The sequence below is a fragment of the Halomonas sp. SCS19 genome (genome assembly GCF_040147015.1).
Taxonomy (GTDB): Bacteria; Pseudomonadota; Gammaproteobacteria; order Pseudomonadales; family Halomonadaceae; genus Halomonas; species Halomonas litopenaei.
On record NZ_JAMSHN010000001.1, the window covers coordinates 3370414 to 3395037 of the forward strand.

Genomic DNA, 24624 nt, shown 5'->3' on the forward strand with positions numbered 1-24624 from the left:
CGTATGGTCAGTCGATCAGTCCCTGGTCGACGAGAAACTGCTCGGCGACCGTCTCGACGACGTCGCGGTTCACGTCCACCTGTTCGTTGAGGCGGGTCATCACCTCGTCATCGAGCTTGGCAACGAGAGCATTGAGCTGGGCTTCCAGCTCGGGGTGGGTGTCCAACGTCTCCTGGCGCACCACGGGGGTCATGGCGTAGGGCGGGAAGAAGCCCTTGTCGTCCTCGAGGATACGTAGATCGAAGGCCGATACGCGTCCATCGGTGGTGGTGACCATAGCGATGTCCACCTGATCGTCTCTCAGCGCCGTGTAGGTCAGGCCGGTATCCATGCGCTTGATGTCGGAACGCTCGAACTGAAAGCCGTAGATGTCCTGCATCGGCCGCAGTCCGTCAGGTCGGGCGTAGAATTCTGCATTGGAGGCAAACAGCAGGTCCTCGCCGGCGTTGACCGCTTCTGCCATGTCCGAAATGCTGGTGATCTCCATGGCCTCGGCGTCGGCCTCTCGCATGGCGATCGCGTAGGTGTTGTTGACGCCGGAAGGTTCGAGCCAGGCAAGTCCCTTCTCGGCATCCAGCGCCTTGACGCGGTCATAGGTTTCCTGGGAATCGAGCTTTTCCTCGACCCCATTGAAGACGATCAGGGAAGTGCCGGTGTACTCCCAGTAGAGGTCTACCTGGCCGTTTTCCTGGGCCTGACGCAGTACCGCCGAGCCCATGCCAGCGCGCTTGTCCACGTCGTAGCCGAGATGGTCAAGGTACTGGGCGGTCATGCTCGAGATGATCTGCTGTTCGGTGAAGTTCTTGCCACCGACCACGATGTTGTCGTCAGCGTGAGATGTCATGGCAAAGAGGGTGAGCAGTCCGACGGTGATTGTTGTCGTGGCACGGCGTTGAAGTGTCATCTAGAAGTCCGGTTATGGGGTGGAGCCTTAAGTCTAGGCCAACGGGGCTCGCTGCCAAGGGGGGACGCACGAGTCTTTGCAATGGGCACGATTGCAGATGCAAATGCCTGAAAGTTGCAGAAATCGCTACCATGATCTCACGCTTCATTATGTGGAAAGGTGCCCGGAAAGCCGCATGGAAATCGAAGAGTTCATCAACTGTTATCAAAAGGGGCTCAACCAGCTTGACGGGATGACAGTCGCCGACTCCCGGCTTGGCTATGAGCGCCTGTGCGAGAGTTTTCAGGTGAGAAGTTCGGCAATCGCTTGCGACGTCACCGAAATCGCCGGTGTGCCGGTCACCAGGTTGTGGGCGCGTGATGGCGTGGGTCGAGGCGATGGCGTGGTGGTGTATGCCCATGGTGGAGGCTGGTCGCTCGGGTCCAGTCGTAGCCATCGCGGCGTCGCTGAAGCCCTGGTGCTGGCGCTGGGCCGCGAAGTGGTCAGCGTGGACTATCGCCTGCTGCCTGAAGCGAATTACCGCGAAGCACTGGCGGATGTGCTTGGCGTGTGGCGAACCTGTGATCCTGTCGCCGCGGTAGGGGATAGCGCCGGGGGCAGGCTGGTAATGGATGCAGCAGCCACGCTAACTCGGGAAGGCGTTGGCGTACCTCCGCTGGGGCTGATCTATCCAGTCGTCGGTACGCCGCACATGACGACGCTGGGGCCGGACGCACCGCTGCTGACACGCGACGATGTCATGGCGTTGTGGCGGTCGGTCGCGGCCGATATTCCCTGTCATGATGTGAGCCTTCCGCCGTCGCGCTACGTTCATGTGCTGGCGGCAGAGCACGACCCGCTGACGGCAATGACGGCAGATGCCGTGGAGCGATGGTCGGGCGCTTCAGTGCATGTTTCTCTGGATATCGCCGAAGGCATGGTGCATAGCGCGCTGCATGGCCTTCCCAGGCTGAGACCCATGCAGGCTGCCTGGCGGACTTTTTGCTCGCGGCTCAACGCTTCAATCGAGGCAGCAGCGAGTCATGACGGGAGTGAGTGAGCAGCAGGGGGGGGGGCGACGGAGGTGAAGTTCTGCCGCCGGGCGACCAAGAGACGGTGTTAGCGCTGTGCTCGGAGGGGAGCCGGAATCCCTGCATCGAGACGTGCCTGCCGTTGACGACGATGCTTTGATGTTCACCTCGGCTTCCCTGGGGCCGGGAGCATGGCTACACTTGGCGTTTCCCATTGCCCACAGGACGTTGCATGGCAAGCTCGCGGCCCAGCTACGCAAGAATAAAGGAATATCTGCTGTCCGAGATCGAGAGCGGGGCCTACGTCGCCGGTGATCGAATCCCTGCCGAGAATGCGCTGGCCACCCAGTTTGGGGTCAGCCGCATGACCGCCAACAAGGCCATACGCGATCTGGTACAGAAGGGCTTGCTGGTGCGCCGGGTGGGGTCCGGTACCTTCGTCAGTCAGCGCAAGTCCGAATCGTCGCTGTTCGACATCCGCAATATCGCCGACGAGATCCGCCTGCGAGGCGGTGAGCACTCAAGCCAGATCATCGCGTTGAAGGAGGTGGCCGCATCCGAGGAGGTCGCCGTCTTTCTGGGGGTGAGGACCGGGACCCGGGTGTTCTACTCCGAGATCGTGCATCGGGAAAATGGCGTGGCGATCCAGCTCGAGCGACGCCACGTCAACCCGAAGCTGGCGCCGGACTACCTGCAGCAGGACTTCGAGCGCCAGACGCCCAACGCCATCCTGGTGGCGCGTTATCCGGTCACCGATGTCGAGAACAGCGTCGAGGCGATGCTGCCAAGTGACGAGGAAGCGGCGCTGCTGGAAATGTCTCCCAGCGATGCCTGCCTGCTGGTGGTGCGGCGTACCTGGTCAGGAGAGCTGTTGATCAGCTACACCCAGCTTCTGCATCCCGGCAAGCGTTACAAGCTGAACGCCTCCCGCAATACCTGAAGCTCCCCTGGCGCATTGCCGCCGCTGTTCGGACGGCTGCCTTCGCAGGTCTTTGCTGTGAAGGTGGCGACGGCTGTGGCTTGGTGTCATGCAGCGCTTGCGTTTTCACCTCCCTCTCTCAGTGATCTCCCCCGGCAAGCTCTCTCGCCGAACTCCCTCCTATCACCCTGCTATCTCTCTACTGGCAGCGCTGACGAACGCTTGGCGCCCGTCGTTCTCCCCCCTCCCTGACGTTGCCCTCGATGACCATCTCTCGGGTTCCCGGCGGGCTTCAGGGTGTCGTGCCGCGGACTCCCTCGACATCGGTGCGGGCCGTCGATGACGCTAGATGTATATACCAATATGTGCCACAAGCGCCTGGTGTCACCATTTGTCATTAGACCTTGGTCGATAATTCTCAAGGCTTATTTTATAGAAAACATTTAAAAAACAATAAATAAATTTCGTTCTGAGATTTTTGGCAAGAATGTCTGGGTGGAAAGCCGGTCACTTTAGCGATAGAAATGTATATACATATTGAGCGGCCATCAGCGCTCGATGTCACTGCCAACAACAAGACCGGAGGCAAGACGCTATGCAACCACTCAAGGGGATCACCGTCCTCGACCTGTCCCGGGTGCTCGCCGGGCCCTACTGCACCGCCATGCTGGCCGACCTGGGCGCCGAGGTGATCAAGGTCGAATCGGGGCAGGGCGATGACAGCCGTCATATTGCGCCTTACGTCGAGGGTGAGAGCCTGTACTTCTCGATGCTCAATCGTGGCAAGAAGAGCCTGTGTCTGAACCTCAAGGACCCCCAGGACCTCGAGCGCTTTCATCGGCTTTGCGAGCGCGCCGACGTGGTGGTGGAGAACTTCCGGCCCGGGGTTACCGAGCGCCTGGGAATCGACGAGGCGACGCTGCGTGCGCGCTACCCCCGTCTCATCTACTGCTCGATATCCGGCTTCGGTCAGAGCGGTGCCATGGGCGCCAAGCCAGCCTACGACATCATCGCCCAGGCGCTGTCGGGCATGATGGCGGCCACCGGTCCCGATGGCGGCATGCCGACCCGCATCGGCGAGTCGCTGGGAGATGTGTGCGCCGGAATGTTCGCCAGCTGGTCGATCGCGGCGGCGTTGTTCGCCCGTGAACGTGACCCCGAGCGCCAGGGCTGCCATCTGGATGTGTCCATGCTCGATTGCCTGTTCTCGATGCAGGTCACCAACCTGGCGCAGTTCGTCGCCAGCGGCCAGGCGCCTTCTCCTATCGGCAACCGCCATCCGCTGTCGGCGCCCTTCGACAGCTTCGAGGCCAACGATGGCCAGGTGATCATCGCGGTGATCAACAACACGCTGTTTTCTCGCCTGGCCGAGTGCATGCAGGCGCCAGAGCTCGCCGAGGATGCGCGCTTCGTCGACGACGAGCAGCGCTGTCTCCACCAGGCCGAACTCAAGTCGCTGATCGAAGACTGGACCGGCCAGTTCACCGTGGAGGAGGTCTGCGCGCGTCTCGATCAGGCGGGAGTGCCGGCGTCTCCGATCTGGAACATCGCCCAGCTTGCCGAATCCCGGCATGCCGAAGACCGCCAGCTGCTGCTCGATATGGGGCACTGGCGCTCGCCGGCTCAACCGGTTTTCTTCAATGGCCGACGGGTCGTCTGCGATCGCCCTGCGCCGACGCTTGGCCAACACAACGCCTGTCTCGAATCACAGCACCTCGACAAGGAGATCGACGCATGAACTTTACCTTCAATGAAGATGACATCGCCTTCCAGGACGCCGCTCACCGCGTCTGCGCTGAGGTGCTCAAGACCAATGCGGCGCGCTACGACGAAACGCGGGAGTTCTGCCGCGAAAGCCTCGACGCCCTGGGCGAGCTGGGCTTCTGGGGCATGAACCTGCCCGAGCAGTACGGCGGTGTGGAGATCTCGAGCATCGCCATGTCGCTGGCGGTGGAAGAGATCGCCTACCACTGCGCGGCCACCTGTTCATCGCTGACCGCTCACTTTCTGGCCACCGACTCGGTGCTGATCGGCGCCACCGAGGATCAGAAGCAGACACTGCTTCCCCAGTGCGCCAGCGGCGAGAAGCTGGGCGCCTTCGCCCTGACCGAACCCGGGGCCGGCTCCAATCCTGCCGAGATGCGCACCCGGGCGGTACGCACCAGCGACGGCTGGCACCTGACCGGCACCAAGCACTACATCACCAACGGCGCCTTTGCCGACTTCCTGGTGGTCTATGCCAAGACCGACCCCGATCAGGGCCACCGCGGCATCTCGGCCTTTCTGGTCGACCGCCACACCGCCGGCATCGAGTTCTCGAGTCCCGAGAAGACCCTGGGCCTGCGCGGTAGCCATATCTACGAGATCGGCTTCGACTGTGTGCTGCCATTGGATGCGCTGATGGGCGAGGAGGGGGCCGGATTCGCCACCGCCATGGAGGTGCTGGATCGCGGCCGGGTCGAGGTGGCGGCGATGAGCGTCGGTATCTCGCGGGCCGCTCGGGATGCGTCGTTGGCCTGGTCAAAGGAGCGCATCGTCGGTGGCAAGCCGCTGTGCCGGCACCAGGGCATCCAGTGGATGCTGGCCGAAATGCACGCCCAGCTCGAGGCCGCCAAGCTGGTGACCTACAAGGCGGCCGACGCACGTGACTCCGGCCAGCGTTTCAGCCTGGAGTCGGCGGTGGCCAAGCTGGTGGCCTCCGAGGCGGCGGCCAAGGTCACCGACGCCGCGGTGCAGGTCCATGGCGGCTACGGCTACATCTCCGACCTGCCGATCGAGCGCTACTACCGTGACGCCCGCATCACCCGCATCTTCGAGGGCACCTCGGAGATCCAGAAGATCATCATCGGCCGTGCCATCACCGCCTGACCGCCCAGCAAGGGAGATAGCCCATGAAAATCCTTGTCGCGGTCAAGCGCGTCATTGATCACAACGTCAAGATCCGGGTCAAGCCGGACCACTCCGGCGTTGACCTCACCAACGTCAAGATGGCCCTCAACCCGTTCTGTGAAATCGCCGCGGAGCAAGCGGTTCGCCTCAAGGAGGCCGGCCTTGCCAGTGAGGTACTGGTGGTCAGTGCCGGGCCGAAGGCGGTGCAGGAGCAGTTGCGCACGGCGCTGGCCCTCGGCGCCGACCGTGCCCTGCACATCGACACCGAGGTCGCGCTGGAATCGCTGGCGGTGGCGCACCTGCTCAAGGCGGTCGTCGAGCAGGAGCAGCCGGAACTGGTGCTGCTCGGCAAGCAGGCCATCGACAGTGACAACAATCAGACCGGCCAGATGCTGGCCGCCCTTGGCGGCATGCCCCAGGGCACCTTTGCTTCCGCCCTGGAGGTGGAGCAGGGCCAGATCAAGGTCACCCGCGAGATCGACGGCGGCCTCGAGACCCTGGCGCTGGCGCTGCCGGCGGTCATCACCACCGACCTGCGCCTCAACGAGCCTCGTTACGCCAAGCTGCCGGACATCATGAAGGCCAAGAAGAAGCCCCTGGCGGTGACCACGCCCGACTCCTTGGGCGTCGACGTCAGCCCTCGGCTCAGGCTCAAGGCGGTCGAGCCGCTGCCCGAGCGACTGGGCGGTATCAAGGTGGCCTCGGTGGCCGAACTCGTGGACAAGCTCAAGAACGACGCCAAGGTGATCGCATGAAGATTCTGGTTGTGGGGGAACATCACAAAGGACAGCTCGGCGAGGCCACCGCGCGGGTAGTCGCCGCCGCCCGGCAGATCGCACAGACCGCAGCGGACCCAAGTGACGTCGATATCGACGTGCTGGTAGCCGGTGAGGGCGTCGCGGGCATCGCCGAGGCGGCGGCAAGGCTTGAGGGCGTCAGCCGGGTACGGCTGGCCGATCAGGCGAGCCTTGCCCATCAACTGGCCGAGCCCACGGGCGATCTGGTGGCGGCGCTGGTCGGGGACTACACCCACGTGCTGGCGGCGGCATCGACCAGCGGCAAGAACGTGCTGCCGCGGGTAGCGGCGCTTGCGGATGTCGCCCAGCTCTCCGAGGTCATCGCGGTCGAGTCCGCCGATACCTTCAAGCGGCCGATCTACGCCGGCAACGCCATCGCCACAGTACAGAGTCTGGACCCGGTCAAGGTCATCACCGTGCGGGTCACCGCCTTCGAGGCGGTGGCCGAGGCCTCAAGCGCAGCACCCATCGAGTCCGTCGACATCGCCATCGTCAATCAGCGCTCGCACTTTGTCGGCGAGACCCGGGCGGTGAGCGAGCGCCCGGAGCTGGGCGCTGCCAGGGTGGTCATCTCCGGTGGTCGCGGCATGGGCAGCGGTGACAACTTTGCCCTGCTCGAAGGTATCGCCGATACCCTTGGCGGCGCCATCGGGGCGTCGCGGGCGGCGGTGGACGCCGGCTTCGTGGCCAACGACCTGCAGGTAGGGCAGACCGGCAAGGTGGTCGCGCCGGAGCTGTATATCGCGGTGGGTATCAGCGGCGCCATCCAGCACCTGGCAGGGATGAAGGACTCGAAGGTCATCGTCGCCATCAACAAGGATGAGGAGGCGCCGATCTTTCAGGTCGCCGACTACGGTCTTGTCGCGGACCTGTTCCAGGCTCTGCCCGAACTCGACCAGGCACTGGCCGAGCGCTGACGCGGCTGGCCACAGCTCCGCGCTTAACGGCGCTGGCCATTTAACCCCTGAATATCATCCATCCCGCGGGCGCCGATGACGGCGCCGGCACCACCGAGCATCGCCCCCGCGGGCGGTGCTCATCGCAAGCCCCACTGGAGACACAACATGAACAATCCCAAGGTGGCAGCCCCTCCGCGCAGCGCTGGCGTGACCTCGCTGGTCGGCAGCCTGATTGGCCTTTGCATCTTCTTTTTCCCCTTCCCGACGGCAGATGGCTCGCTGAAGATCCCGCTGGTGATCATCATCGACTATCTGAAGTCTTCGCTCGGCGGGGCCCTCGAGTATCTGACGCTTGGCCTGGTCGCCCTGTTGTGTGTGACCTGGCTGCTGTCACGCCTGGTGGCTTCCTCCGTGTCGTCGTCTCCATGGCGCCGAGCCGTCGCCGCCTACCATGAGAAGGACGGCACGATGACCGGGCTGACCTTCCTGCTGGCGGCAGTGTTCACCTTCATGCTGGTGTTCCAGATCGGGCCCGACTGGCTGCTGCACAAGGATGTCGGTGGGCTGGCGCTGTATCTGGGGGGCAGCGTCTTTCTGACCGTGGCCATCGCCGGCCTGTTTGTGCTGTTTCTGACCGAGTTCGGCTTCCTGGAATTTGTCGGCACCCTGATGGAGCCCTTGATGCGTCCGCTCTATCGTCTGCCGGGCAAGTCTGCGGTGGACGCGGTTGCCTCCTTCGTCGCCGCCCCGGCGGTGGGCATCTTCATCACCAACAAGCTCTATCTGGAAGGCCACTATACCCAGCGGGAGTCGGCCAGCATTGCCACCAACTTCAGTATCTGCAGCCTGGGCTTCTTCGCCCTGCTGGCGTCCATCGGCGGCATCATGGCCTACCTGCCGCACATGATCATCGTCTCCTTCATCATCAACTTCACCCTGGCGGCGCTGATGGTCAGGATTCCGCCGTTGTCGCGCAAGCTCGACGTCTACCATCAGGGCAACACCCAGACAGCCCAGGATCTTGAGGTTTCCAGTGATGGACACATCCTGGCCCGGGCCTGTGGCGCCGCCGCCGAGCGCGCCTCCCAGACTCGGCTCGATGTGTTCTACAAGGGCTTCTGGGAGGCCATCACCTTTGCCCAGAAGATCGTCGCCTACATCCTGGCCATCGCCACCCTGGCGCTGCTGCTGGCGACCTACACCCCGGTATTCGACTACCTGGGCGTGCTGGTGGAGCCGTTGATCTCTGCGCTTCAGTTGCCGGATGCCGGTGCCATTGCCCCCACCGTGCTGGTGTCGATCGCCGAGATCGCGCTGCCGGCGATCATCATCTCCGGCGCCGACGTCGACCCCATGGCGGTGTTCTTCGTGTGCACCCTGTCGTCGGTGCAGATCATCTTCTTCACCGAGAGTGCCAACGCCATGCTGGAGTCGGACATCCCGCTGACGGTGCGTGACCTGGTCGTGGTATTCCTGCTGCGCACCCTGGTGGCCATGCCCATGGTGGCGCTGGCGACCCACCTGCTGTTCTAAGGCTTGACCAAAGCCTAGGCCTCGTCTCTTTGCATCGCCCATTGGCGCTTCCGTCCTCCGTCGGCAGCGCCTTTTTTTGTGTCGGGCGCAAGGCGCAGGTCATACGCCAGGGTCGGGATAGGCGAGGCTGCCGGCGTGGTGCAGGCGATGGCTTTGCAAGAAAACCGAAAACTGATTGCGGTGCTTGCCGGCTTATCGTCGGCACAGGGCTGCACTAGCATGGGGGAAAACATGTCGCCGCACCGTTATCCGGTGACCGGCGCCGCCAGGAGATTGCCATGAAGACGATATTGATCACCGGGTCCACCGATGGGATTGGCCTCGCCACCGCCAGCGAGCTGGCGCGCCAGGGCCATCGCGTCATCCTGCATGGACGTAATCCGGACAAGCTCGCGGCGGCCCGTGAACAGCTGGCAGCGATCTCGCAAGGCGAGGTGCCCGCAGGGCATGTTGCCGACCTGTCACGCCTGGCCGAAGCGGCGGCGCTGGCGGCGGAGGTCGAGCAGAGCGACGAGCGCATCGATGTGCTGATCAACAACGCCGGGGTCTACCGCACCCCGGACACCCGTACCGCAGACGGCCTCGATGTGCGATTTGCCGTCAATACCCTGGCCCCCTATGTGCTGGCCCGTCGCCTGGCGGCTTTGCTCGGAGACAAGGGGCGGGTGGTCAATCTGGCTTCTGCCGCCCAGGCGCCGGTGTCGCTGGCGGCGCTCGCCGGCACCGCCGACGCCGACGGTGACTTCGACGCCTACGCCCAGAGCAAGCTGGCGCTGATCATGTGGACCCGCGACCTGGCCGCCAGGTCCAGTGCCGGTGATCCCATGGTGGTGGCGGTCAACCCCGGCTCCTTGCTGGCCAGCAAGATGGTCAAGGAAGGCTTTGGCGTGGCCGGCAACGACCTGTCCATCGGCGTCGACATCCTGGTCCGGGCAGCATTGTCCGAGGAGTTCGGCAACGCCGGCGGCCAGTACTACGACAACGACGGCAAGGGCTTCTCGTCACCGCATGCCCACGCCATGGACGATGGCCGATGCCGTCGCCTGGTCGAGGCCATGGAAGAGGTGCTGGAGCACTGCCTGGGCTAGGCCTTGGTTGTTTGGCCCCATTGCACAAGATAAAGCCCCCGCTCACCGTGAAGGCGAGCGGGGGCTTTTGGTTGCCTGCTGTTGGTGACGGCTCAGGTGGTCTGAAATTCGCCGCTGGAGGTGGTCGTTTTCTCGGCGGGCGGGGTCGTGCGCCAGATGGCGATATTGGCGTAGCCGTAGAACAGCGAGATGGCGATGACCAGCATGTGATACCAGAGGAAGGGCAGGTAGGCCATGGTGGACACGCCGAGGGTGGTGGCCATGAACACGCCGCCATCGGTCCAGGGCACCATCGGGGTGGTCACGGTGCCACCGGCTTCGGCGTTGCGCGACAGCACCCGACGATCGATGCCCTGATCATCGTAGTTCTTCTCGGTGATGGTGCTGGCGGTGATCAGCGAGACGTAGGCGGCGCCCCCGAAAAAGTTGCCGAAGAAGCCACCGAGCATGGTCGACAGGGTCAGCCGGCCCGGGTTGTTGGCCCAGCGCAGGAAGCCGTTGCTGATCGCCTTGAGGATGCCGACCCGGTCCATCAGGCCACCGAGGCCCAGGGCGAAAAGGATCAGTGCCACCACGCCGAGCATCGACTGGATGCCGCCGCGATTGAGCAGTGTATTGAGGAATTCCACATCCGAGGCCATGGCGTTGCCGTCATAGGCGATGCGAATGGCATCGACCGGAGACACGTCCTGGGCCCACCAGGCGCAGATGCTGCCCAGCACGGCGCCGAAGGTGATTACCGGGATGGCGGGGAATCGGCGCGTCAGCAGGCCGATCACAATCACCGCCGGCAGCAACAGCCAGGGGCTGATGGTGAAGTGGGTCTCCAGCGCCTGCATGGCGACAGTGGCACGGGAGGTGTCGACGTCGCCGTCGATAAAGAAGAAGCCGACCACCAGAAACAGCACGCCGGCGATCAGGATTGCCGGTGCACTGACCAGCATCATCGAGCGGATATGGTCGATCAGGTTGACCTTGCACAGCGAGGCGGTCATCACGGTGGTATCGGACAGCGGAGACATCTTGTCGCCGACGTAGGCACCGGAGATCACCGCGCCGGCGACCAGCGGCAGCGGGATGCCGAAGCTGTGGCCGATGCCCATCATGGCGACACCGGCAGTGCCTGCGGTACCGAAGGAGGTACCGGTGGCCAGCGAGGTGAGGGCACAGATGATGAAGGCAGCGAACAGGAAGATCTGCGGGTCCATCACCGTCAGACCGTAGTAGATGATGCTCGGCACGATGCCACCGGCGATCCAGGTGCCGATCAGGGCGCCGACGGTAGTCAGCACCAGTACGGCTTCCATGCCGTTGTGAATGCCGTTGATCAGTCCTTCCTGCATGCTGGCGTAGCGGATCTTGAGCCTGACGCCCAGCGCCATGACCAGAAACCAGGAGGCGAACAGGGCAAGCTGGATGGGCAGGCCAAGGACATTGATGCTCAAGAACATGATGGCGATGAAGCCGATCATGACGGCCAGTACCTCGGCCATGCCGGGTAGGCGGATGGGGGTGGAAGACGACGTCATGGGATCTCCTTTGGTGTTGTTGTGGGTTCTGCGGTGCAGGGGCCGAGCGGTCATGCTCAGAAGCGCTCGAGCCGATAGGGCGACAGTGGCGGGAGTGGCGATAGTGGCGGGAGTGACACCGGACCGGATCCGGTCGCTGGGCCCGTCCGCCCCGTCGCCAGGCGGGCGACAAGCTGTGCCGTAACAGCGGCCTGGGTCAGTCCCAGGTGGTGGTGGCCGAAGGCCAGCAGCACGCGGCCGTCCCGGGCGCTGTCGATGATCGGCAGCGAATCGGGAAGGGAAGGGCGAAAGCCCATCCAGGGCTTGGCATCGGTGGCGTCCAGGTCGTGGTCGAACAGACCCTGGCTCAGGCGGTGGAGCTGCCAGGCGCGGGCCATGTTGGGGGGGCGCTTGAGGCCGGCGAATTCGACAGTGCCGGCCAGGCGCAGGCCGTCACTCATCGGCGTCATGATGAAGCGGCGCTCCAGCGAGGTGACCGCCACCGGCAATCGGTGTCGCTCTGCCGGCAGCATCAGGTGATAGCCACGCTCGGTATCCAGTGGCACACGGCGACCGCTGAGTTCGGCGGCCAGGCGGGCCGAGTGGGCGCCGCAGGCCAGCAGTACCCGTTCACAGTCCAGCGCCCCAGAATCGGTCTGGAGGCTGACGCCCTGGCCATGGACACGGGCAGTGCGTACCTCTGCCGTGGCGAAGGTAACGCCTTCCTGGCGGGCGGCGTCGACCAGGGCAGCGGTGATGGCGGCGGGGGCGACCACATGAGCGGTGGCGGGGAAGAATAGGCCACCACGGAGCTTGGCCGAGAGGGACGGCGCGAGCTCGCGTATGGCGTCGCCCGACCAGGATTCGAGGGCTACGCCCTGGGCCGACATGGCGGCGGCCAGCTGGTCGATCCGGGGCTTTGATTGGTCCTGCTCATAGACCAGCAGCGAGCCGTCTTCCTTCATCAGATGGCGACCATCGATCGAATCGAGCAGCTTGCGCCAGGCGTCCAGGCTGGCCTCGTTGAGGGCACGAATCCCGGCCACGCTGTTGGCGTAGGGGGCAGAGCGCAGGTTCAGCAATAGACGAGTGAACCAGGGCAGGGCGCGGGGCAGGTAGCGCCAGTCCAGTCGCAGCGGCCCCATCGGATCACGCAGCATGGCGGGAAGCTGCGTCAGGATCGAGGCGTCGGCGATGGGAAAGACCTGCTCGGTGGCCATATGCCCGGCGTTGCCGTATGACGCCCCCATGCCGGGAGCCTGACGATCCAGTACCTGCACCGAAAAGCCCTGGCGGCGCAGCTCGAGTGCGCAGGCGAGGCCGATGACGCCAGCACCGATCACGGTAATGCGCGTGTCGCCGGGTTGGCGGTCTTGTCGCGAGCCGGGTGAACCCATGGTTTGCCTCTGCAGCGTTTGTCTTTGTCGATTGTATAAAATATAAGATAGGTGCCCTTTCGGATCAATAGCGGCGATATTCAACGTTGGCGTTATCCGCTGGACGGTCTGCATGGGCGACGCACCGAGGGGGAGCGCATGAACGACGTGCTGGGGCCGGAGCGCAAAGGAATGCGCCGTGTTCGGGGCGCAGAGAAAGCCGCGCCGTGTTCGGGGCGCCGAGAAAGCTGTGCTGGGGTCGGAGCGCAAAGGAACGCGCCGGGTTCGGGGCGCCTGGAAATCCGCGCCGGGTTCGGGGCGCCGAGAAAGCCGCGCTGGGGTTGGAGCGCAAAGGAATGCGCCGTGTTCGGAGCGCAGAAAACCTGCCAAGGGGATGGAGCGTCAGGACGGTGCGTTCAGGGCAGGGCCTTGAACAAGCCTGCGCAGGGGGGAACCTTGATGCCAGGCGGCTGGCGACGACGGGGGCGATAACGCCACTGGCAGGCCAAGGGCGACGACAGTGAAAGCGGGCAGCTCATCCGCGGACGTTCAGGGGGCTATGGCGTTGACGCCAGGGTTCTAGCGAGTCGGCGCCCGCAAGGCGCCGACAGGGTAAGCACAAGGGGAGGGATGGCGCTTCAGTCGGCGTCGCCGCGCTGGGCGCGTTCTTCGAGCAGGGTCACGATGCCTTCACAGGCTTCCTGAATATGGCGCTGGAGCAATTCGCAGGCCTCGTCGGCCTTGCCCTGGCGGGCGAAGTCGAGCAGCCCATGGTGTTCGCGCTCGGCCTTTTCGATCTCCTGGGTGTAGAGCAGTTGCATGCGGATGTAGCGATCCGACTTGGTGTTGAGCTGACTGATCAACGCCAGGGTTTCGGGCAACCTGGCCGGTGCATAGAGGGCCTGGTGGAAGGCGAAATTGTACTCGCTCCAGTTGTCGATCTCGCCGCCGCTGTTCAGGGCATCGTCGTACTTCTCGAGGATGCGCTCTGCCTTGAGCAGGTCGTCTTCCGTCAACTCGCTGATGGCATGGCGCAGGACGTAGGTCTCGAGCAGCACCCGCAGGTCGAACAGCTCGCGAATCTTGGCGACCGACAGTTCGGTGGTAAAGGCACCGCGGTGGGCATGGAACTCGACCAGCCCTTCGGACTCCAGGGTCAGCAGGGCTTCGCGCACGGGAATACGGCTGACGTCATAGTCCTTTGCCAGGGCATCCTGGCGCAGCTGGGTACCCCCCTGGAACTCTCCGCCCAGGATACGCCTGCGCAGGTCATCCGCGACGAACTGTGCGCGTGTCTTGAAAGTCGCCATAGCCTCTCTCTGCCCATCGGATGTTATTGCACACTGTATACAAACCGCGATGAATGTCCATGGGCAGGCGGCGGCCCCCGGGGGCCGCCGCCTGGGCAAGGGACCTGATTCAGGCCTCGCGCTTGCCGTCGACCAGGCGGCCAAGGGCCCAGGGGTTGTCGTCGCGCAGTGCCTGGGGCAACAGCGCTTCGGGCAGATCCTGATAGCACACCGGGCGCAGGAAGCGCTGGATCGCGGCGCTACCCACCGAGGTGGTTCGGGCGTCGGAGGTGGCGGGGAAGGGGCCACCATGCACCATGGCGTGGCATACCTCGACCCCGGTTGGCCAGCCGTTGACCAGGATACGTCCGGCCCGGCGTTCGAGGATCGAAAGCAGGCCGCGGGCCGTCTCGGTATCGCCGTCGTCCATCTGCAGGGTGGCGGTCAGCTGGCCCTCGAGACCTTCGGCCAGCGCCTTGACCTCACTTGTATCGGCACACTCCAGCACCAGGGAGGTCGAACCGAATACCTCGGCCTGTAGTGCTTCGTCGCCGAGAAAGTCACTGGCCGTGGCCACGAACAGACCCGCCTGACACTGATTGACACCTTCGCCTTGCGGCCCACGTGCGATTTCTCGGACCTCGTCGCTGTCGCCAAGGGTCTCTACGCCCTGGGTGTAGGCGTCATGAATGCCCGGGGTCAGCATGGTCTGGGCGCCCGCGGCCTTGACGGCTTCGGCGGCCGACTCGATGAAGGCGTCCAGGGCCTCGCCCTTGACCGCGATCACCAGCCCCGGGTTGGTGCAGAACTGTCCGGCGCCCATGGTCAGTGAGCCGACAAAGGCCTCGCCGAGGTCCTTGCCGCGGGCCTTGAGCGCCTCGGGCAGCAGGAATACCGGGTTGATCGAGCTCATCTCTGCGTAGAAGGGGATGGGGTCCGGTCGGCGCTGGGCGCTTTGCCACAGGGCCATGCCGCCAGAGCGAGAGCCGGTGAAGCCGGCTGCCTTGATTCGGCGGTCCTCGACCAGCGCCTGGCCTACCACGCGGCCGGAGCCGAAGATCAGCGAAAACACGCCTTCGGGCAGCTCGCACCGGGCCACCGCCCGTTGTACTGCGCGGCCGACCAGCTCCGACGTGCCGGGGTGGGCCGAGTGAGCCTTGACCACCACCGGGCAGCCAGCGGCCAGGGCCGAAGCGGTGTCGCCGCCGGCCACCGAGAAGGCCAGCGGAAAGTTGCTGGCACCGAACACCGCGACAGGCCCCAGGGCGATCTGACGCTGACGCAGGTCGGCACGGGGCATGGGCTGGCGTTGTGGCTGGGCAGGGTCGATGCGAACGTCGAGCCATTCGCCCGCGCGTACGGTGTCGGCAAACAGTCTGAGTTGTCCGCAGGTGCGTCCGCGCTCTCCGGCAAGGCGGGCCTGGGGCAGGCCGGTTTCCTGCATGGCGCGCTCGATCAGCGCATCGCCGAGTGCCTCGATTTCCGATGCGATGGTCTCGAGAAAACGGGCGCGTGTCTCGAGCGTGGTTTCGCGGTAGTCATCGAAGGCGGCCTCTGCCAGGGCGCAGGCGCGCTCCACCTCGGCCTGGCTGCCGCCCGGGTAGGCCGGCTCCAGGCGCTTGCCGGTGGCGGGGTCGATGGCGTGGATCGGCGCCTGGCTGCCAGTCACGGCGTCCTGTCCGATCAGCATCTTGCCTTCCAGTGTCATTTGACTCTCCTGTCGAGGGGGAAGTGCGGGAAGCAGCATGGGCGAAAGGGGGGTTGTGCCAACGCCCCTGTCGCCCATGCCGAAAACAACAGGAGGCCCGGCGTCGAGCGAGCCTCCCCGGTGGTTTCAGGACATATCGGGCTTCAGGACAGGTCGAGCGAGGCTGACCAGCCGGCGTACCAGGTGCGGAAGAGGTCGTACTGGGTCTCGACGTAGCGACGCTGGGCATCACTGAGGGCGTCGCTCTCGTTGAAGTGCAGGCGATACTCTTCGTCACCGTTGAGCACCATCAGGTGCTTGTAGTAGAGCACCAGGTCGGCACCTTCATCGAAGGAGGACAGCACCCCCAGGGCCTGCTCGAGTTCCTGGGCCCGGCGGCGGGCCTCGACATCGCCCTTGGCAGCCTTCTTGCTGAGGGCCACCAGCGTCAGCACCTCGTGGGGCAGGGCGTTACCGATGCCGGTGATGGCGCCGGTGGCGCCGCAGTTGACGAAGCCATGGAAGACGGTGGTGTCGACGCCGACCATCAGGGTGACCTGATCATCCTGGGAGGTGATGTGCTCGGCGGCGTAGCGCAGGTCATCGGCGCCACCGAATTCCTTGAAGCCGATCAGGTTGGGATGCTGGCGACGCAATTCGAAGAACAGGTCGGCGCGGGTGGCAAAGCCATAGTAGGGGCTGTTGTAGATGACCGCGGGGAGGTCCGGCGCGGCGTCCAGGATCGCGGCGAAGTGTGCCTTCTGGGCGGTCACCGAGGTGCCGCGAGACAGCACCCGAGGAATCACCATGAGTCCATGGGCGCCGACCTTGGCGGCGTGGGCAGCGTGGGATACCGCTTCGCGGGAATTGACCGCGCCGGTGCCGACGATGGTGGGGATGCCGGCTTCCACCAGGCGGGCGACGCCTTCCTGGCGCTGGGCCTCGGTCAGCAGCGGCCAGTCGCCCATGGAGCCACAGTAGACCACGCCGCTCATGCCGGCCTCGATCAGTTCACGGCCCTTGGCGACCAGGGCGTCGAAGTCGGGCTGGCGGTCCTTGGTGCACGGGGTCATCAGGGCGGGGATGCAGCCGGTGAAGATATTGTCGTTCATGTCGGGTCCTTGAGTGGGACGGTGTCACGGGGTCAGGGAGGCGCCGCCCTTCTTGGGCAGCCGCCGGTGGGTAAAAACGTCAATGGCCGTCGTCGGGTACTGGGGCGCCAGCCGCTGGGGCTTCAGCCGCCGATGCCCCAGGCGAAGGGGTCTTGCTCGTCGATCAGCAGGGTGCTGTCGGCGCTCATGAAGGCGCGTCCGGTGATGCTGGGGCGAATCTGATCGCCCTGCCATTCATAGCTCGCCTCGAACAGGCCGCCGCAGACGCTGGCCTGGCGCCAGCGTTCGCCGGGAGCGAGCTTGCCGTCGGCGGCCAGGCACGCCAGCTTGGCGCTGGTGCCGGTACCGCAGGGGGATCGGTCGTAGGCCTTGCCGGGGCACAGCACGAAGTTGCGGCTGTCGGCCTCGTCGTCATCGGCGAACAGCTCGATGTGGTCGATTTCGCCACCGTCATCGCCGGTGAAGCCCTGGCCTGCAAGCGCCTGACGAATGGCCCAGGTATAGCCGGTCAAGGTCTCCACATTGTTCAGGGCGATGCGCTGGCCATGGTCGCTGACCAGAAAGAACCAGTTGCCGCCCCAGGCAATGTCGCCATGGACCATGCCGTGGCCGGGCACTTCCACCGCGACCTGCCGGCGGTAGCGGTAGGAGGGGACGTTGCGTACGGTCACGGCACCGTCGGCATGCAAGGTCGCCTCGACCTGGCCCACCGGCGTGTCGATGCGGTGGTCGCCGGGGCTGAGGTGGCCCAGGTGATGCAGCGAGGCGACCAGGCCGATGGTGCCGTGACCGCACATGCCCAGGTAGCCGGCGTTGTTGAAGAAGATCACCCCGCAGGTTGCGTCCGGAGATACCGGCTCACAGTAGAGTGCGCCGACCAGCACGTCGTGGCCGCGGGGTTCCAGCATCACCGCGCGGCGCCAGTGGTCGTGTCGGTCGCGCAGACAGTCGCGTTTCTCGGTCATGGTGGCGCCGGCAAGCGTCGGAAAGCCGTCCATGACCAGGCGCGTGGGCTCGCCGGCGCTGTGGGAATCGATGACGTGTACGCGTTGCATGGAGTACCCCGGTTTGTTGTCGGTTGTGGTGATCGACGATCATCTGGGCGTCGTTGATCAGGTTTTATATTTTATACAATCTTCAAGAGGCGTTGTGAAGTCATCAAAGAGGATTCTTTGCGGGGGCTGGCGCGAGCAGGAAGAGCGGCAGGCACAGGAAAGACCGGGAGGCCGGCGCGGAAGGACAGCGGTGGGGTACGAAGGGCGAGCAGCAGGCACAAAAAAGGCGAGGGGCAGGGCCCTCGCCAAGTCGTCAAAAGGGGGGGCTGGTGTCATTGAGCGGTGATCACGCTCATCACCAGGTTGCCGTCGACCTTGACCGGGCCGTCTTCGCTGGCGCCCAGGGTGTATTCGAAGATGCCGGTCTGCATGCCGCCGTCCTCGCCGTGGAGCATCAGCATCAGATGTTCGCCGCTGCTGACCTCTTCAGTCAGGATGGCCGCGATATCGGTGTTCTCACCGGCCTTGAGCGGGGCGTGACCGACAACGCGCCCTGGTTTGTGGCTTTCGTCGGTACGGTGGACGACCAGCCAACCGTTGTTCTCGGCGACGATGCGATCGGCGGTGACGGTGCCGCTCTCCACCGACTGATCTTCGGCCCAGACGCCGAGATGGCCGGCTTCGTCCATCTCTCCATGGTGGGCGGCCTGGGCGCCGGTGGCCAGGGTGGCCGCGCCGACGAGGAGGGCTGAGGTGATGAGGGTACGTGCTGCCAATGGCTTGAACATGGTGATGGTCTCCTGGTGTTGCTGATTGGCTTGCCGAAGGTGCTCCACGACAGGATGGCTGCCGAGTTGATAACAGCTACGTGCCGATGCCACGGTGGGTTTCAGGTCATCGAAAAAAAATGTTGTGCCCTGACGCCAAGGCGAGAGCCGACGTCCAGATAAAAAAGGCCACTCGAACGAGTGGCCAAGCAGGGAAGTCGTGGTGCGGGGCGTACGCCTCGAGGGTGTCGAAACGCATGCCCGCCACGATGACCCCGCCATCGGCCGTTGCCGGTGGCGGGGTCATCGACTAGCTACGCAGGGGAGGCGAAAAGGTTTCAGTGAGGACTGAAATTCTCAGAGACGCTGGCCGCCGCTGGGCTCGGTGGGGTACAGGTAGCCGTGGATAGCGGGGCCGGTAGGCTGGCCGGTGGGCGAGCCACCCGGAGGCTCGACGCTGATGCCAAAGGTGGCATGCTTCAGCAATTCAGGTTCGTAGTCGCGCAGGGCGGCCTGGTCGAGGCTCAGGTCATCGTCGAGTACACCGACGGACCGGGGAGCGGAGCCCAGATCATCATGCTTGATCCAAAGTTGATAGGAGCGGTCGGGCAGAGGTTCGGCGCTGACCGGGCGGACATGCAGGCGGCGCTGCTCCAGGTTGACGCTGAGCATGAAGGCGGGCTGGCGATCGTCCTGCTGGAACACCGCCACAAAGTTGGACTCACTGGTGGACGGCGACGGCTGTGCCAGCAGCACCGCCGCCAGGATGACCGCCGCGGCGCTGGACAGGCCGGTGGCGGCCTTCCAGAAGGCCAGGCGGCGGTGCAGCGGCGTGACGCTGGCGGTGCTCGGGGGGGCGTTGGGCGCCGTATCGCCACGCGCGGCGTCCTCGATGGCCTTGATGCGTTGCTGGATAAGCGGCAACAGGTCCGGGCCCGGGGTGAGGTCCTGGATCTCGTCGGCCAGAGGCGCCAGTCGGCTCTCCCATTCACCGATACGCTGCTCGAGTTCGCTGTCGTGTTGACGCTGGCGGCGCACCCTGTCGCGCTCGTCACGATCCAGGGTGCCCAGCACGAACTCGGCGGCCAGCATGTCCTTGTCGTCGCGGTCGCTCATGATCCCAGGCACCCCTTGAGTTGTTTCAGTGCACGATGCAGCCAGGTCTTGACGGTATTGACCGGCTGGTCGAAGTGGCTTGCCAGTTCGGCCCGCGACCAGCCCTCCAGATAGGCCAGGCGCACCATTTGCTGCCGGCTCTCTTCCAGTTCATCAAGGCACAACGTCAGCTGTGTCGACGTCTCGTCCTGGTGACGCTGATCGTAGGCGGAGGGCGTCTCGGCGACCCAGTTCTCGAGGATACTGTCGCTCTCGGTGGGCCGTGTCGGTGCCTTGCGTAGCTCGTCGATGGCCGCATTGCGGGCGATGGTCACCATCCAGGTGATGGCGGAGGCGCGCTCGCTCTCGAAGCGTCCGGCCTTCTGCCAGATGGTCACGTAGACCTCCTGGATGACATCGTTGGCCCAGGCCTGCTGCTTCAAGATACGTAACACCGTGCCGAAGAGTTTCGCCACGCTGGCCTCGTACAACTCGGCGAAGGCCTCCCGGTCCTTGTCGGCGACTCTGGACAGCAGATGAACCAGCCGCTCCGGGGAGGACAGCGGCGGGGATTCCTGGTGCGCCGGGGGCGGGGCGCGAAAGGCATTGGACATAGCGGCGATCTCTGCGCTGCGGAGTGTTGTTGTCGTGGTGGCTGAAGGGTGACGCTGCCTGACCGGCAAGGTCAAGCAGCCTGTATCGACGGTATCGGGCTGCCGTTTAGACGATGCCAGTGGGGTGGGAAGGTCTGCCTTCAGGCTCGAGCCCGGATAGGCGGGCCTCGCGCACCGGCGTATCCCGGGTGACGTGTCGGGGTTCCGCTGCGGCCGCTGCCACGAGGTGACCCTTGGCCAACAGTGCCTTGAGGTCTTCGGCCGGGACCGGTTTGCTGAACAGGTAGCCCTGGTACTCGTGGCCCTGCAGCTGGCGGATAAAGGCCAGCTGTTCTTCGCTCTCGACACCTTCTGCGATGATATGAAGCCCCAGGCACCTGGCCAGCGAGATCACCGCCTGGACGATGGCCGCGTCCTGTTCGCAATCGACCACGCCTTGCATGAAAGTGCGGTCGATCTTCAGACGGTCCACGGGCAGATACTTCAACTGGGTCAAGTTGGAATAGCCGGTGCCGAAATCATCGATGGACAGCAGCACACCCATGTTGCGCAGGGTACTCAGTACTTCCAGGGCGCGATCAGGGTTCTGTACCAGGGTGCTTTCGGTCAGTTCGAGTTCCAGCAGGTGAGGGGGAAGCTCCGATTCGGCAAGCGCAGCCTCGATGGTGGCCACGAAGCCGCGATGATTGAGCTGAATGGCCGAGATGTTGACCGCCACCGGCAATGGCTCGCCGGACTCCTTGAGCCACTCGCTCGAAAACCGGCAGGCGGTGCGTAGCACCCATGCGCCCAGGGGAAGGATCAGGCCACAGTCTTCGGCGACGGGAATGATCTCGTCAGGAGTGACCTGGCCGAGTTCCTCATCGTGCCACCGCAGCAGCGCTTCGACGCCAGAGACCTCACCGCTGTCGACGCGGATCTTCGGTTGATAGGCCAGGCTCAGGCGATCCTCCTCGATGGCCTGGGTCAGGCGTCGCTCGAGGGTACTGCGACGGTCCGCCTCGGAGGTCATGTCCAAGGCGAAGAACTGGAAGTTGTTGCGTCCCTGCTGCTTGGCGCGATACATGGCGGCGTCGGCGTGGACCATCAGGGCATGCTTGCTGCGCCCGTGGTCGGGGTAAAGGCTGATGCCCAGGCTGGTGGAGACCTTGACCATGCTGTTGCCGATCTGGAAGGGCTTGTCCAGCGAACTGACGATGCGCTGGGCCAGCGCTTCAGCGTCGCCGCGCCTGGCAACCTGATGGGTGACCACCATGAATTCGTCGCCGCCCACCCGGGCGACCAGGTCGCTGTCGCGCACCGCCATCTGCAGGCGTCGGGCCGCGCCCTTGATCAGCTCGTCACCCACATGGTGGCCGAGGCCGTCATTGACCTGCTTGAAGCGGTCCAGGTCGACGAAGAACACCGCGAAGGTATCGATGTTGTCCTCGAGCAGTTCATCGAGGTGCTCCTCGAGCTTCAGTCGGTTGGGCAGTTGGGTCAGGACGTCATGATGGACCAGGTCCTTGAGCTCCTGATTGGCCTGCTGTAGCGAACGTGCCAGCTGAGCATTGCGCGAGGACAGATGGGCGTCGTAGATCGACATCATCAACGCTGCCAGCATGATGCAGGTGGCGATCAGCGCCACCACGATGGCCAGCCGGTCGGTGCCGATGCCCGGGGCCGAGGCCGAGTAGCTCAGAGTGCGGTAGCTGGTGGCGGCCATGCCGGTGTAGTGCATGCCCGAAATGCCTGCGGCCATGACCAGCGAGGCCAGGCCACGTTGCCACAGCGGGGAGCGTCCCCCCACCGGGTTGAGTCGAAAGGCCAGGCTGAGGGCGACCGCCGAGGCCAGCACGGCGATGACCACGGACAGGGCAAACAGGTCCGGTCGGTAGCGCAGGCTGTCTACCGACAGCATGGCCTCCATACCGATGTAGTGCATCAGGCAGACGCCGCTACCCATGATCAGCGCGCCGACGGCCAGGCGAGGACCGGTGAGGTGGCCTGACTGCACTGTTGCCAGTGCCAAGGCGGAAGCGAGAAGGCTCGCCAGCAGGGACGCCAGGGTAAGGGGGATCCCGTAGGCGAAGTGCGAGTCGGGGTCCATGGCCAGCATGCCGACGAAGTGCATCGACCAGATGCCGGTGCCCATGGCGAAAGCACCGCCGGCAAGCCACAGGTGGCGGGCAAGGCCCTGGCTCGCTCTGACGCGTCCGGCGAGATCGAGGGCAGTGAGCGAAGCGATGGCGGCGATGCCAAGGCTCAGGGCGACCAGTGCCGGGTTGTAGGACGCAAGCGAGTGGTCCATGCAGGTGAGATCCTTGAGAGTAAAGTATTAGTATCGGCCAGGTGTCGCATTCACTTTACCCTCAGCCTTGTGCAGGAGGTGAGGCAATCTCCTGAAAAGCCAGCTTTTCTTAAGTTTCTGACGGAGTCTGGAGGGGGATCTGTGGGTCGGTGGGGGCGCCGCAGGCCCTGCCGGGTATCCTCGGCGGGACGGGGTAGCAGGAGATAACCGTGCTCCCCGGGAGAAGGCTGCGCTTCTCCCGGGGGACTCAGGGTGTGTACACGCTAGCCATGGGCGGTGCACAGGTACTTGGTCTCGAGGTATTCCTCCATGCCCTCGAGGCCGCCTTCACGACCGAGGCCGGACTGCTTGACGCCGCCAAAGGGGACCTGGGGCCCGGTGATATCCATGGTGTTGGTACCCACCATGCCGACTTCCAGACGTTGCTGGTAGCGACGGATGCGCTGCTGGTCCTTGGCATAGACGTAGGCGGCCAGACCGTAGACCGTGTCGTTGGCAGCGGCGATGGCCTCGTCATCGCTGTCGAAGGCGCGCACCGGGGCGAGGGGCGCGAAGGATTCTTCACTGGCGATGCGCATATCATCGGTGAAGTCGGCCACCAGGGTCGGCATGAAGAAGCGTGGCCCTGGGGCCTGGTCCTGGCCGCGACCGAGCACGCGCGCCCCCCGGGATCTGGCGTCCTCTACCAGTTCGCGGGCCTTGGCCACCGCGTCGCGGTTGATCAGCGGGCCGATCTCGATGTCCTCATCGAAGCCGTTGCCCACCGGCATGTCATTCATGCGCTGGGTGAAGCGCTCGATGAAGGTGTCGTAGAGAGAACGGTGGACGAACAGGCGGTTGGCCGCCACGCAGTCCTGGCCGCTGGTCTGGAAGCGGGCGGCGATGGCGCCTTCCACGGCGGCGTCCAGGTCGGCGTCCTCGCAGACGATGAAAGGGGCGTTGCCACCCAGCTCCATGGCGCTGCGCTTGACCGTGTCGGCGGCCTGAGCCAGCAGCGTCCGGCCGACCTCAGTGGAGCCGGTGAACGACAGCGCGCGAACGCGATTGTCGTCACAGACCTTTTCGGAAAAGCGCTTGCCGGGGCAGGTGAGGACATTGAACTCGCCCCGGTTCAGCCCGGCCTGTTCGGCCAGTCTGGCCAGGGCAAGTGCGCAGAAAGGGGTCTGGCTTGCTGGATTGACCAGGGTGGTGCAGCCCGCTGCCAGCGCGGCCCCGACCTTGCGGGTAATCATCGCCAGCGGGAAGTTCCAGGGGGTAATGATGGCCACCACGCCGACCGGCTGGCGCAGCGTGCCAAGCGAGATGTCGGGGTCATCCGAGGCCAGGGTATCACCGGCGATGCGTCGCGCCTGGCCGGCAAACCAGCGCAGGAAGCTGGCGGCGTATTCGACCTCTCCGCGGGCCTCGGCCAGGGGCTTGCCTTGCTCCAGGGTCATCAGGCGGGCCAGCGCCTCGGCGTTGTCCTGCATCGCCTGGTACCAGGCCATCAGCGCGTCGGCGCGCTCCAGGGCGGGGGTGTCACGCCAGCGCTCGAAGGCCTGACTGGCGGCGTCGATGGCCTCGCCCAACTGGTCCTCGGTCAGCTGGGGCACCTTGCCGATGGTCTTTTCGGTGGCCGGGTCTTCGACCTCCCGGGTCTTGCCGTCACTGGCCTCGACCCAACGTCCGCCAAGATAGGCATGGTCTGTCATCAGCTGGTTCTCAGGGGTGTGCATAGGGGCAATCTCCTGAAGAAGTTCCGTTTCCGACCTCCCCAAACTACGCTGCAACGAGCATGTCCTCAAGCCGGGTTCGGAGTGGTAGGGTGGGGACGAATCGACACCGGACGTCCCTGTGGATCCCCCGCAGGGGC

The 24624-nt window shown here is 64.7% G+C and carries 20 protein-coding genes; 8 read left to right on the forward strand and 12 right to left on the reverse strand.

The features are described 5' to 3' along the window. Positions 1-7: 7 nt before the first annotated feature. Entirely contained in the window at positions 8-904 is an 897-nt protein-coding gene (locus NFH97_RS14650) for a glycine betaine ABC transporter substrate-binding protein (RefSeq protein WP_222515866.1), read from the reverse strand. A gap of 175 nt (positions 905-1079) precedes the next feature. On the opposite strand from NFH97_RS14650, the gene NFH97_RS14655 reads away from it, so the two are divergent. The 8 genes from NFH97_RS14655 to NFH97_RS14690 all read left to right on the forward strand — a co-directional run bounded on the left by NFH97_RS14655 (position 1080) and on the right by NFH97_RS14690 (position 10039). Beyond that, positions 1080-1943, forward strand: a complete 864-nt coding sequence (locus tag NFH97_RS14655; RefSeq protein WP_349625044.1) for an alpha/beta hydrolase fold domain-containing protein — start codon at positions 1080-1082, stop codon at positions 1941-1943. 203 nt (positions 1944-2146) lie between these two features. Then, positions 2147-2854 (forward strand): histidine utilization transcriptional repressor HutC, encoded by a 708-nt coding sequence (gene hutC / locus NFH97_RS14660; RefSeq protein ID WP_108133693.1) that lies wholly within the window; start codon positions 2147-2149, stop codon positions 2852-2854. 574 nt (positions 2855-3428) lie between these two features. Further along, positions 3429-4571: a CaiB/BaiF CoA transferase family protein gene (locus NFH97_RS14665; RefSeq protein ID WP_349625045.1), complete on the forward strand. Its 1143-nt coding sequence runs from the start codon at positions 3429-3431 to the stop codon at positions 4569-4571. Then, entirely contained in the window at positions 4568-5701 is a 1134-nt protein-coding gene (locus NFH97_RS14670) for an acyl-CoA dehydrogenase family protein (RefSeq protein ID WP_349625046.1), read from the forward strand. Before NFH97_RS14665 ends, NFH97_RS14670 begins: the two co-directional genes overlap by 4 nt. Positions 5702-5724: 23 nt before the next feature. Beyond that, on the forward strand, positions 5725-6477 hold the full coding sequence (locus NFH97_RS14675) for an electron transfer flavoprotein subunit beta/FixA family protein (RefSeq protein ID WP_349625047.1): 753 nt from the start codon (positions 5725-5727) through the stop codon (positions 6475-6477). Continuing rightward, a complete protein-coding gene (locus tag NFH97_RS14680) occupies positions 6474-7436 on the forward strand; it encodes an electron transfer flavoprotein subunit alpha/FixB family protein (protein ID WP_045992536.1) in 963 nt (320 codons plus the stop codon). Before NFH97_RS14675 ends, NFH97_RS14680 begins: the two co-directional genes overlap by 4 nt. 147 nt (positions 7437-7583) lie before the next feature. Next, positions 7584-8951 (forward strand): YjiH family protein, encoded by a 1368-nt coding sequence (locus tag NFH97_RS14685; protein WP_349625048.1) that lies wholly within the window; start codon positions 7584-7586, stop codon positions 8949-8951. A 278-nt stretch (positions 8952-9229) separates the two neighbouring features. Continuing rightward, positions 9230-10039: an SDR family NAD(P)-dependent oxidoreductase gene (locus NFH97_RS14690; protein ID WP_253028507.1), complete on the forward strand. Its 810-nt coding sequence runs from the start codon at positions 9230-9232 to the stop codon at positions 10037-10039. Between the two features lie 92 nt (positions 10040-10131). On the opposite strand, the gene nhaC is transcribed toward NFH97_RS14690, so the two are convergent. From nhaC to NFH97_RS14745, 11 genes are all read right to left on the reverse strand, one after another. Then, entirely contained in the window at positions 10132-11568 is a 1437-nt protein-coding gene (gene nhaC, locus NFH97_RS14695) for a Na+/H+ antiporter NhaC (RefSeq protein ID WP_348814625.1), read from the reverse strand. A 56-nt stretch (positions 11569-11624) separates the two neighbouring features. Then, positions 11625-12944, reverse strand: coding sequence for an NAD(P)/FAD-dependent oxidoreductase (locus tag NFH97_RS14700; RefSeq protein WP_349622897.1), 1320 nt, complete (start codon positions 12942-12944; stop codon positions 11625-11627). Between the two features lie 617 nt (positions 12945-13561). Then, entirely contained in the window at positions 13562-14233 is a 672-nt protein-coding gene (locus NFH97_RS14705; protein ID WP_045992547.1) for a GntR family transcriptional regulator, read from the reverse strand. A 109-nt stretch (positions 14234-14342) separates the two neighbouring features. Next, positions 14343-15920 (reverse strand): aldehyde dehydrogenase (NADP(+)), encoded by a 1578-nt coding sequence (locus NFH97_RS14710; protein WP_349625049.1) that lies wholly within the window; start codon positions 15918-15920, stop codon positions 14343-14345. A gap of 143 nt (positions 15921-16063) precedes the next feature. Further along, complete coding sequence (locus tag NFH97_RS14715) at positions 16064-17011, reverse strand: dihydrodipicolinate synthase family protein (RefSeq protein WP_045992549.1); 948 nt, start codon at positions 17009-17011, stop codon at positions 16064-16066. Between the two features lie 122 nt (positions 17012-17133). Further along, positions 17134-18066: a 4-hydroxyproline epimerase gene (locus NFH97_RS14720; protein ID WP_348814623.1), complete on the reverse strand. Its 933-nt coding sequence runs from the start codon at positions 18064-18066 to the stop codon at positions 17134-17136. 272 nt (positions 18067-18338) lie between these two features. Next, entirely contained in the window at positions 18339-18794 is a 456-nt protein-coding gene (locus NFH97_RS14725) for a DUF7282 domain-containing protein (RefSeq protein WP_045992551.1), read from the reverse strand. Between the two features lie 336 nt (positions 18795-19130). Then, positions 19131-19889 (reverse strand): anti-sigma factor, encoded by a 759-nt coding sequence (locus tag NFH97_RS14730; protein ID WP_045992552.1) that lies wholly within the window; start codon positions 19887-19889, stop codon positions 19131-19133. Next, positions 19886-20482: a sigma-70 family RNA polymerase sigma factor gene (locus NFH97_RS14735; RefSeq protein ID WP_045992553.1), complete on the reverse strand. Its 597-nt coding sequence runs from the start codon at positions 20480-20482 to the stop codon at positions 19886-19888. The genes NFH97_RS14730 and NFH97_RS14735 overlap by 4 nt, the downstream gene beginning before the upstream one ends. A gap of 106 nt (positions 20483-20588) precedes the next feature. Next, positions 20589-22772: a putative bifunctional diguanylate cyclase/phosphodiesterase gene (locus NFH97_RS14740; protein ID WP_349625050.1), complete on the reverse strand. Its 2184-nt coding sequence runs from the start codon at positions 22770-22772 to the stop codon at positions 20589-20591. A 263-nt stretch (positions 22773-23035) separates the two neighbouring features. Next, the gene (locus NFH97_RS14745) at positions 23036-24487 is read right to left on the reverse strand and encodes an NAD-dependent succinate-semialdehyde dehydrogenase (RefSeq protein ID WP_349625051.1); all 1452 of its coding nucleotides are present in this window, start codon (positions 24485-24487) and stop codon (positions 23036-23038) included. Positions 24488-24624: the final 137 nt, after the last annotated feature.

Excerpts from the sequence above, each read along its gene's own strand:
- NFH97_RS14650 (WP_222515866.1), bottom strand. The coding sequence starts at position 904 with ATGACACTTCAACGCCGTGCCACGACAACAATCACCGTCGGACTGCTC.
- NFH97_RS14655 (WP_349625044.1), top strand. The coding sequence starts at position 1,080 with ATGGAAATCGAAGAGTTCATCAACTGTTATCAAAAGGGGCTCAACCAG.
- hutC (WP_108133693.1), top strand. The coding sequence starts at position 2,147 with ATGGCAAGCTCGCGGCCCAGCTACGCAAGAATAAAGGAATATCTGCTG.
- NFH97_RS14665 (WP_349625045.1), top strand. The coding sequence starts at position 3,429 with ATGCAACCACTCAAGGGGATCACCGTCCTCGACCTGTCCCGGGTGCTC.
- NFH97_RS14670 (WP_349625046.1), top strand. The coding sequence starts at position 4,568 with ATGAACTTTACCTTCAATGAAGATGACATCGCCTTCCAGGACGCCGCT.
- NFH97_RS14675 (WP_349625047.1), top strand. The coding sequence starts at position 5,725 with ATGAAAATCCTTGTCGCGGTCAAGCGCGTCATTGATCACAACGTCAAG.
- NFH97_RS14680 (WP_045992536.1), top strand. The coding sequence starts at position 6,474 with ATGAAGATTCTGGTTGTGGGGGAACATCACAAAGGACAGCTCGGCGAG.
- NFH97_RS14685 (WP_349625048.1), top strand. The coding sequence starts at position 7,584 with ATGAACAATCCCAAGGTGGCAGCCCCTCCGCGCAGCGCTGGCGTGACC.
- NFH97_RS14690 (WP_253028507.1), top strand. The coding sequence starts at position 9,230 with ATGAAGACGATATTGATCACCGGGTCCACCGATGGGATTGGCCTCGCC.
- nhaC (WP_348814625.1), bottom strand. The coding sequence starts at position 11,568 with ATGACGTCGTCTTCCACCCCCATCCGCCTACCCGGCATGGCCGAGGTA.
- NFH97_RS14700 (WP_349622897.1), bottom strand. The coding sequence starts at position 12,944 with ATGGGTTCACCCGGCTCGCGACAAGACCGCCAACCCGGCGACACGCGC.
- NFH97_RS14705 (WP_045992547.1), bottom strand. The coding sequence starts at position 14,233 with ATGGCGACTTTCAAGACACGCGCACAGTTCGTCGCGGATGACCTGCGC.
- NFH97_RS14710 (WP_349625049.1), bottom strand. The coding sequence starts at position 15,920 with ATGACACTGGAAGGCAAGATGCTGATCGGACAGGACGCCGTGACTGGC.
- NFH97_RS14715 (WP_045992549.1), bottom strand. The coding sequence starts at position 17,011 with ATGAACGACAATATCTTCACCGGCTGCATCCCCGCCCTGATGACCCCG.
- NFH97_RS14720 (WP_348814623.1), bottom strand. The coding sequence starts at position 18,066 with ATGCAACGCGTACACGTCATCGATTCCCACAGCGCCGGCGAGCCCACG.
- NFH97_RS14725 (WP_045992551.1), bottom strand. The coding sequence starts at position 18,794 with ATGTTCAAGCCATTGGCAGCACGTACCCTCATCACCTCAGCCCTCCTC.
- NFH97_RS14730 (WP_045992552.1), bottom strand. The coding sequence starts at position 19,889 with ATGAGCGACCGCGACGACAAGGACATGCTGGCCGCCGAGTTCGTGCTG.
- NFH97_RS14735 (WP_045992553.1), bottom strand. The coding sequence starts at position 20,482 with ATGTCCAATGCCTTTCGCGCCCCGCCCCCGGCGCACCAGGAATCCCCG.
- NFH97_RS14740 (WP_349625050.1), bottom strand. The coding sequence starts at position 22,772 with ATGGACCACTCGCTTGCGTCCTACAACCCGGCACTGGTCGCCCTGAGC.
- NFH97_RS14745 (WP_349625051.1), bottom strand. The coding sequence starts at position 24,487 with ATGCACACCCCTGAGAACCAGCTGATGACAGACCATGCCTATCTTGGC.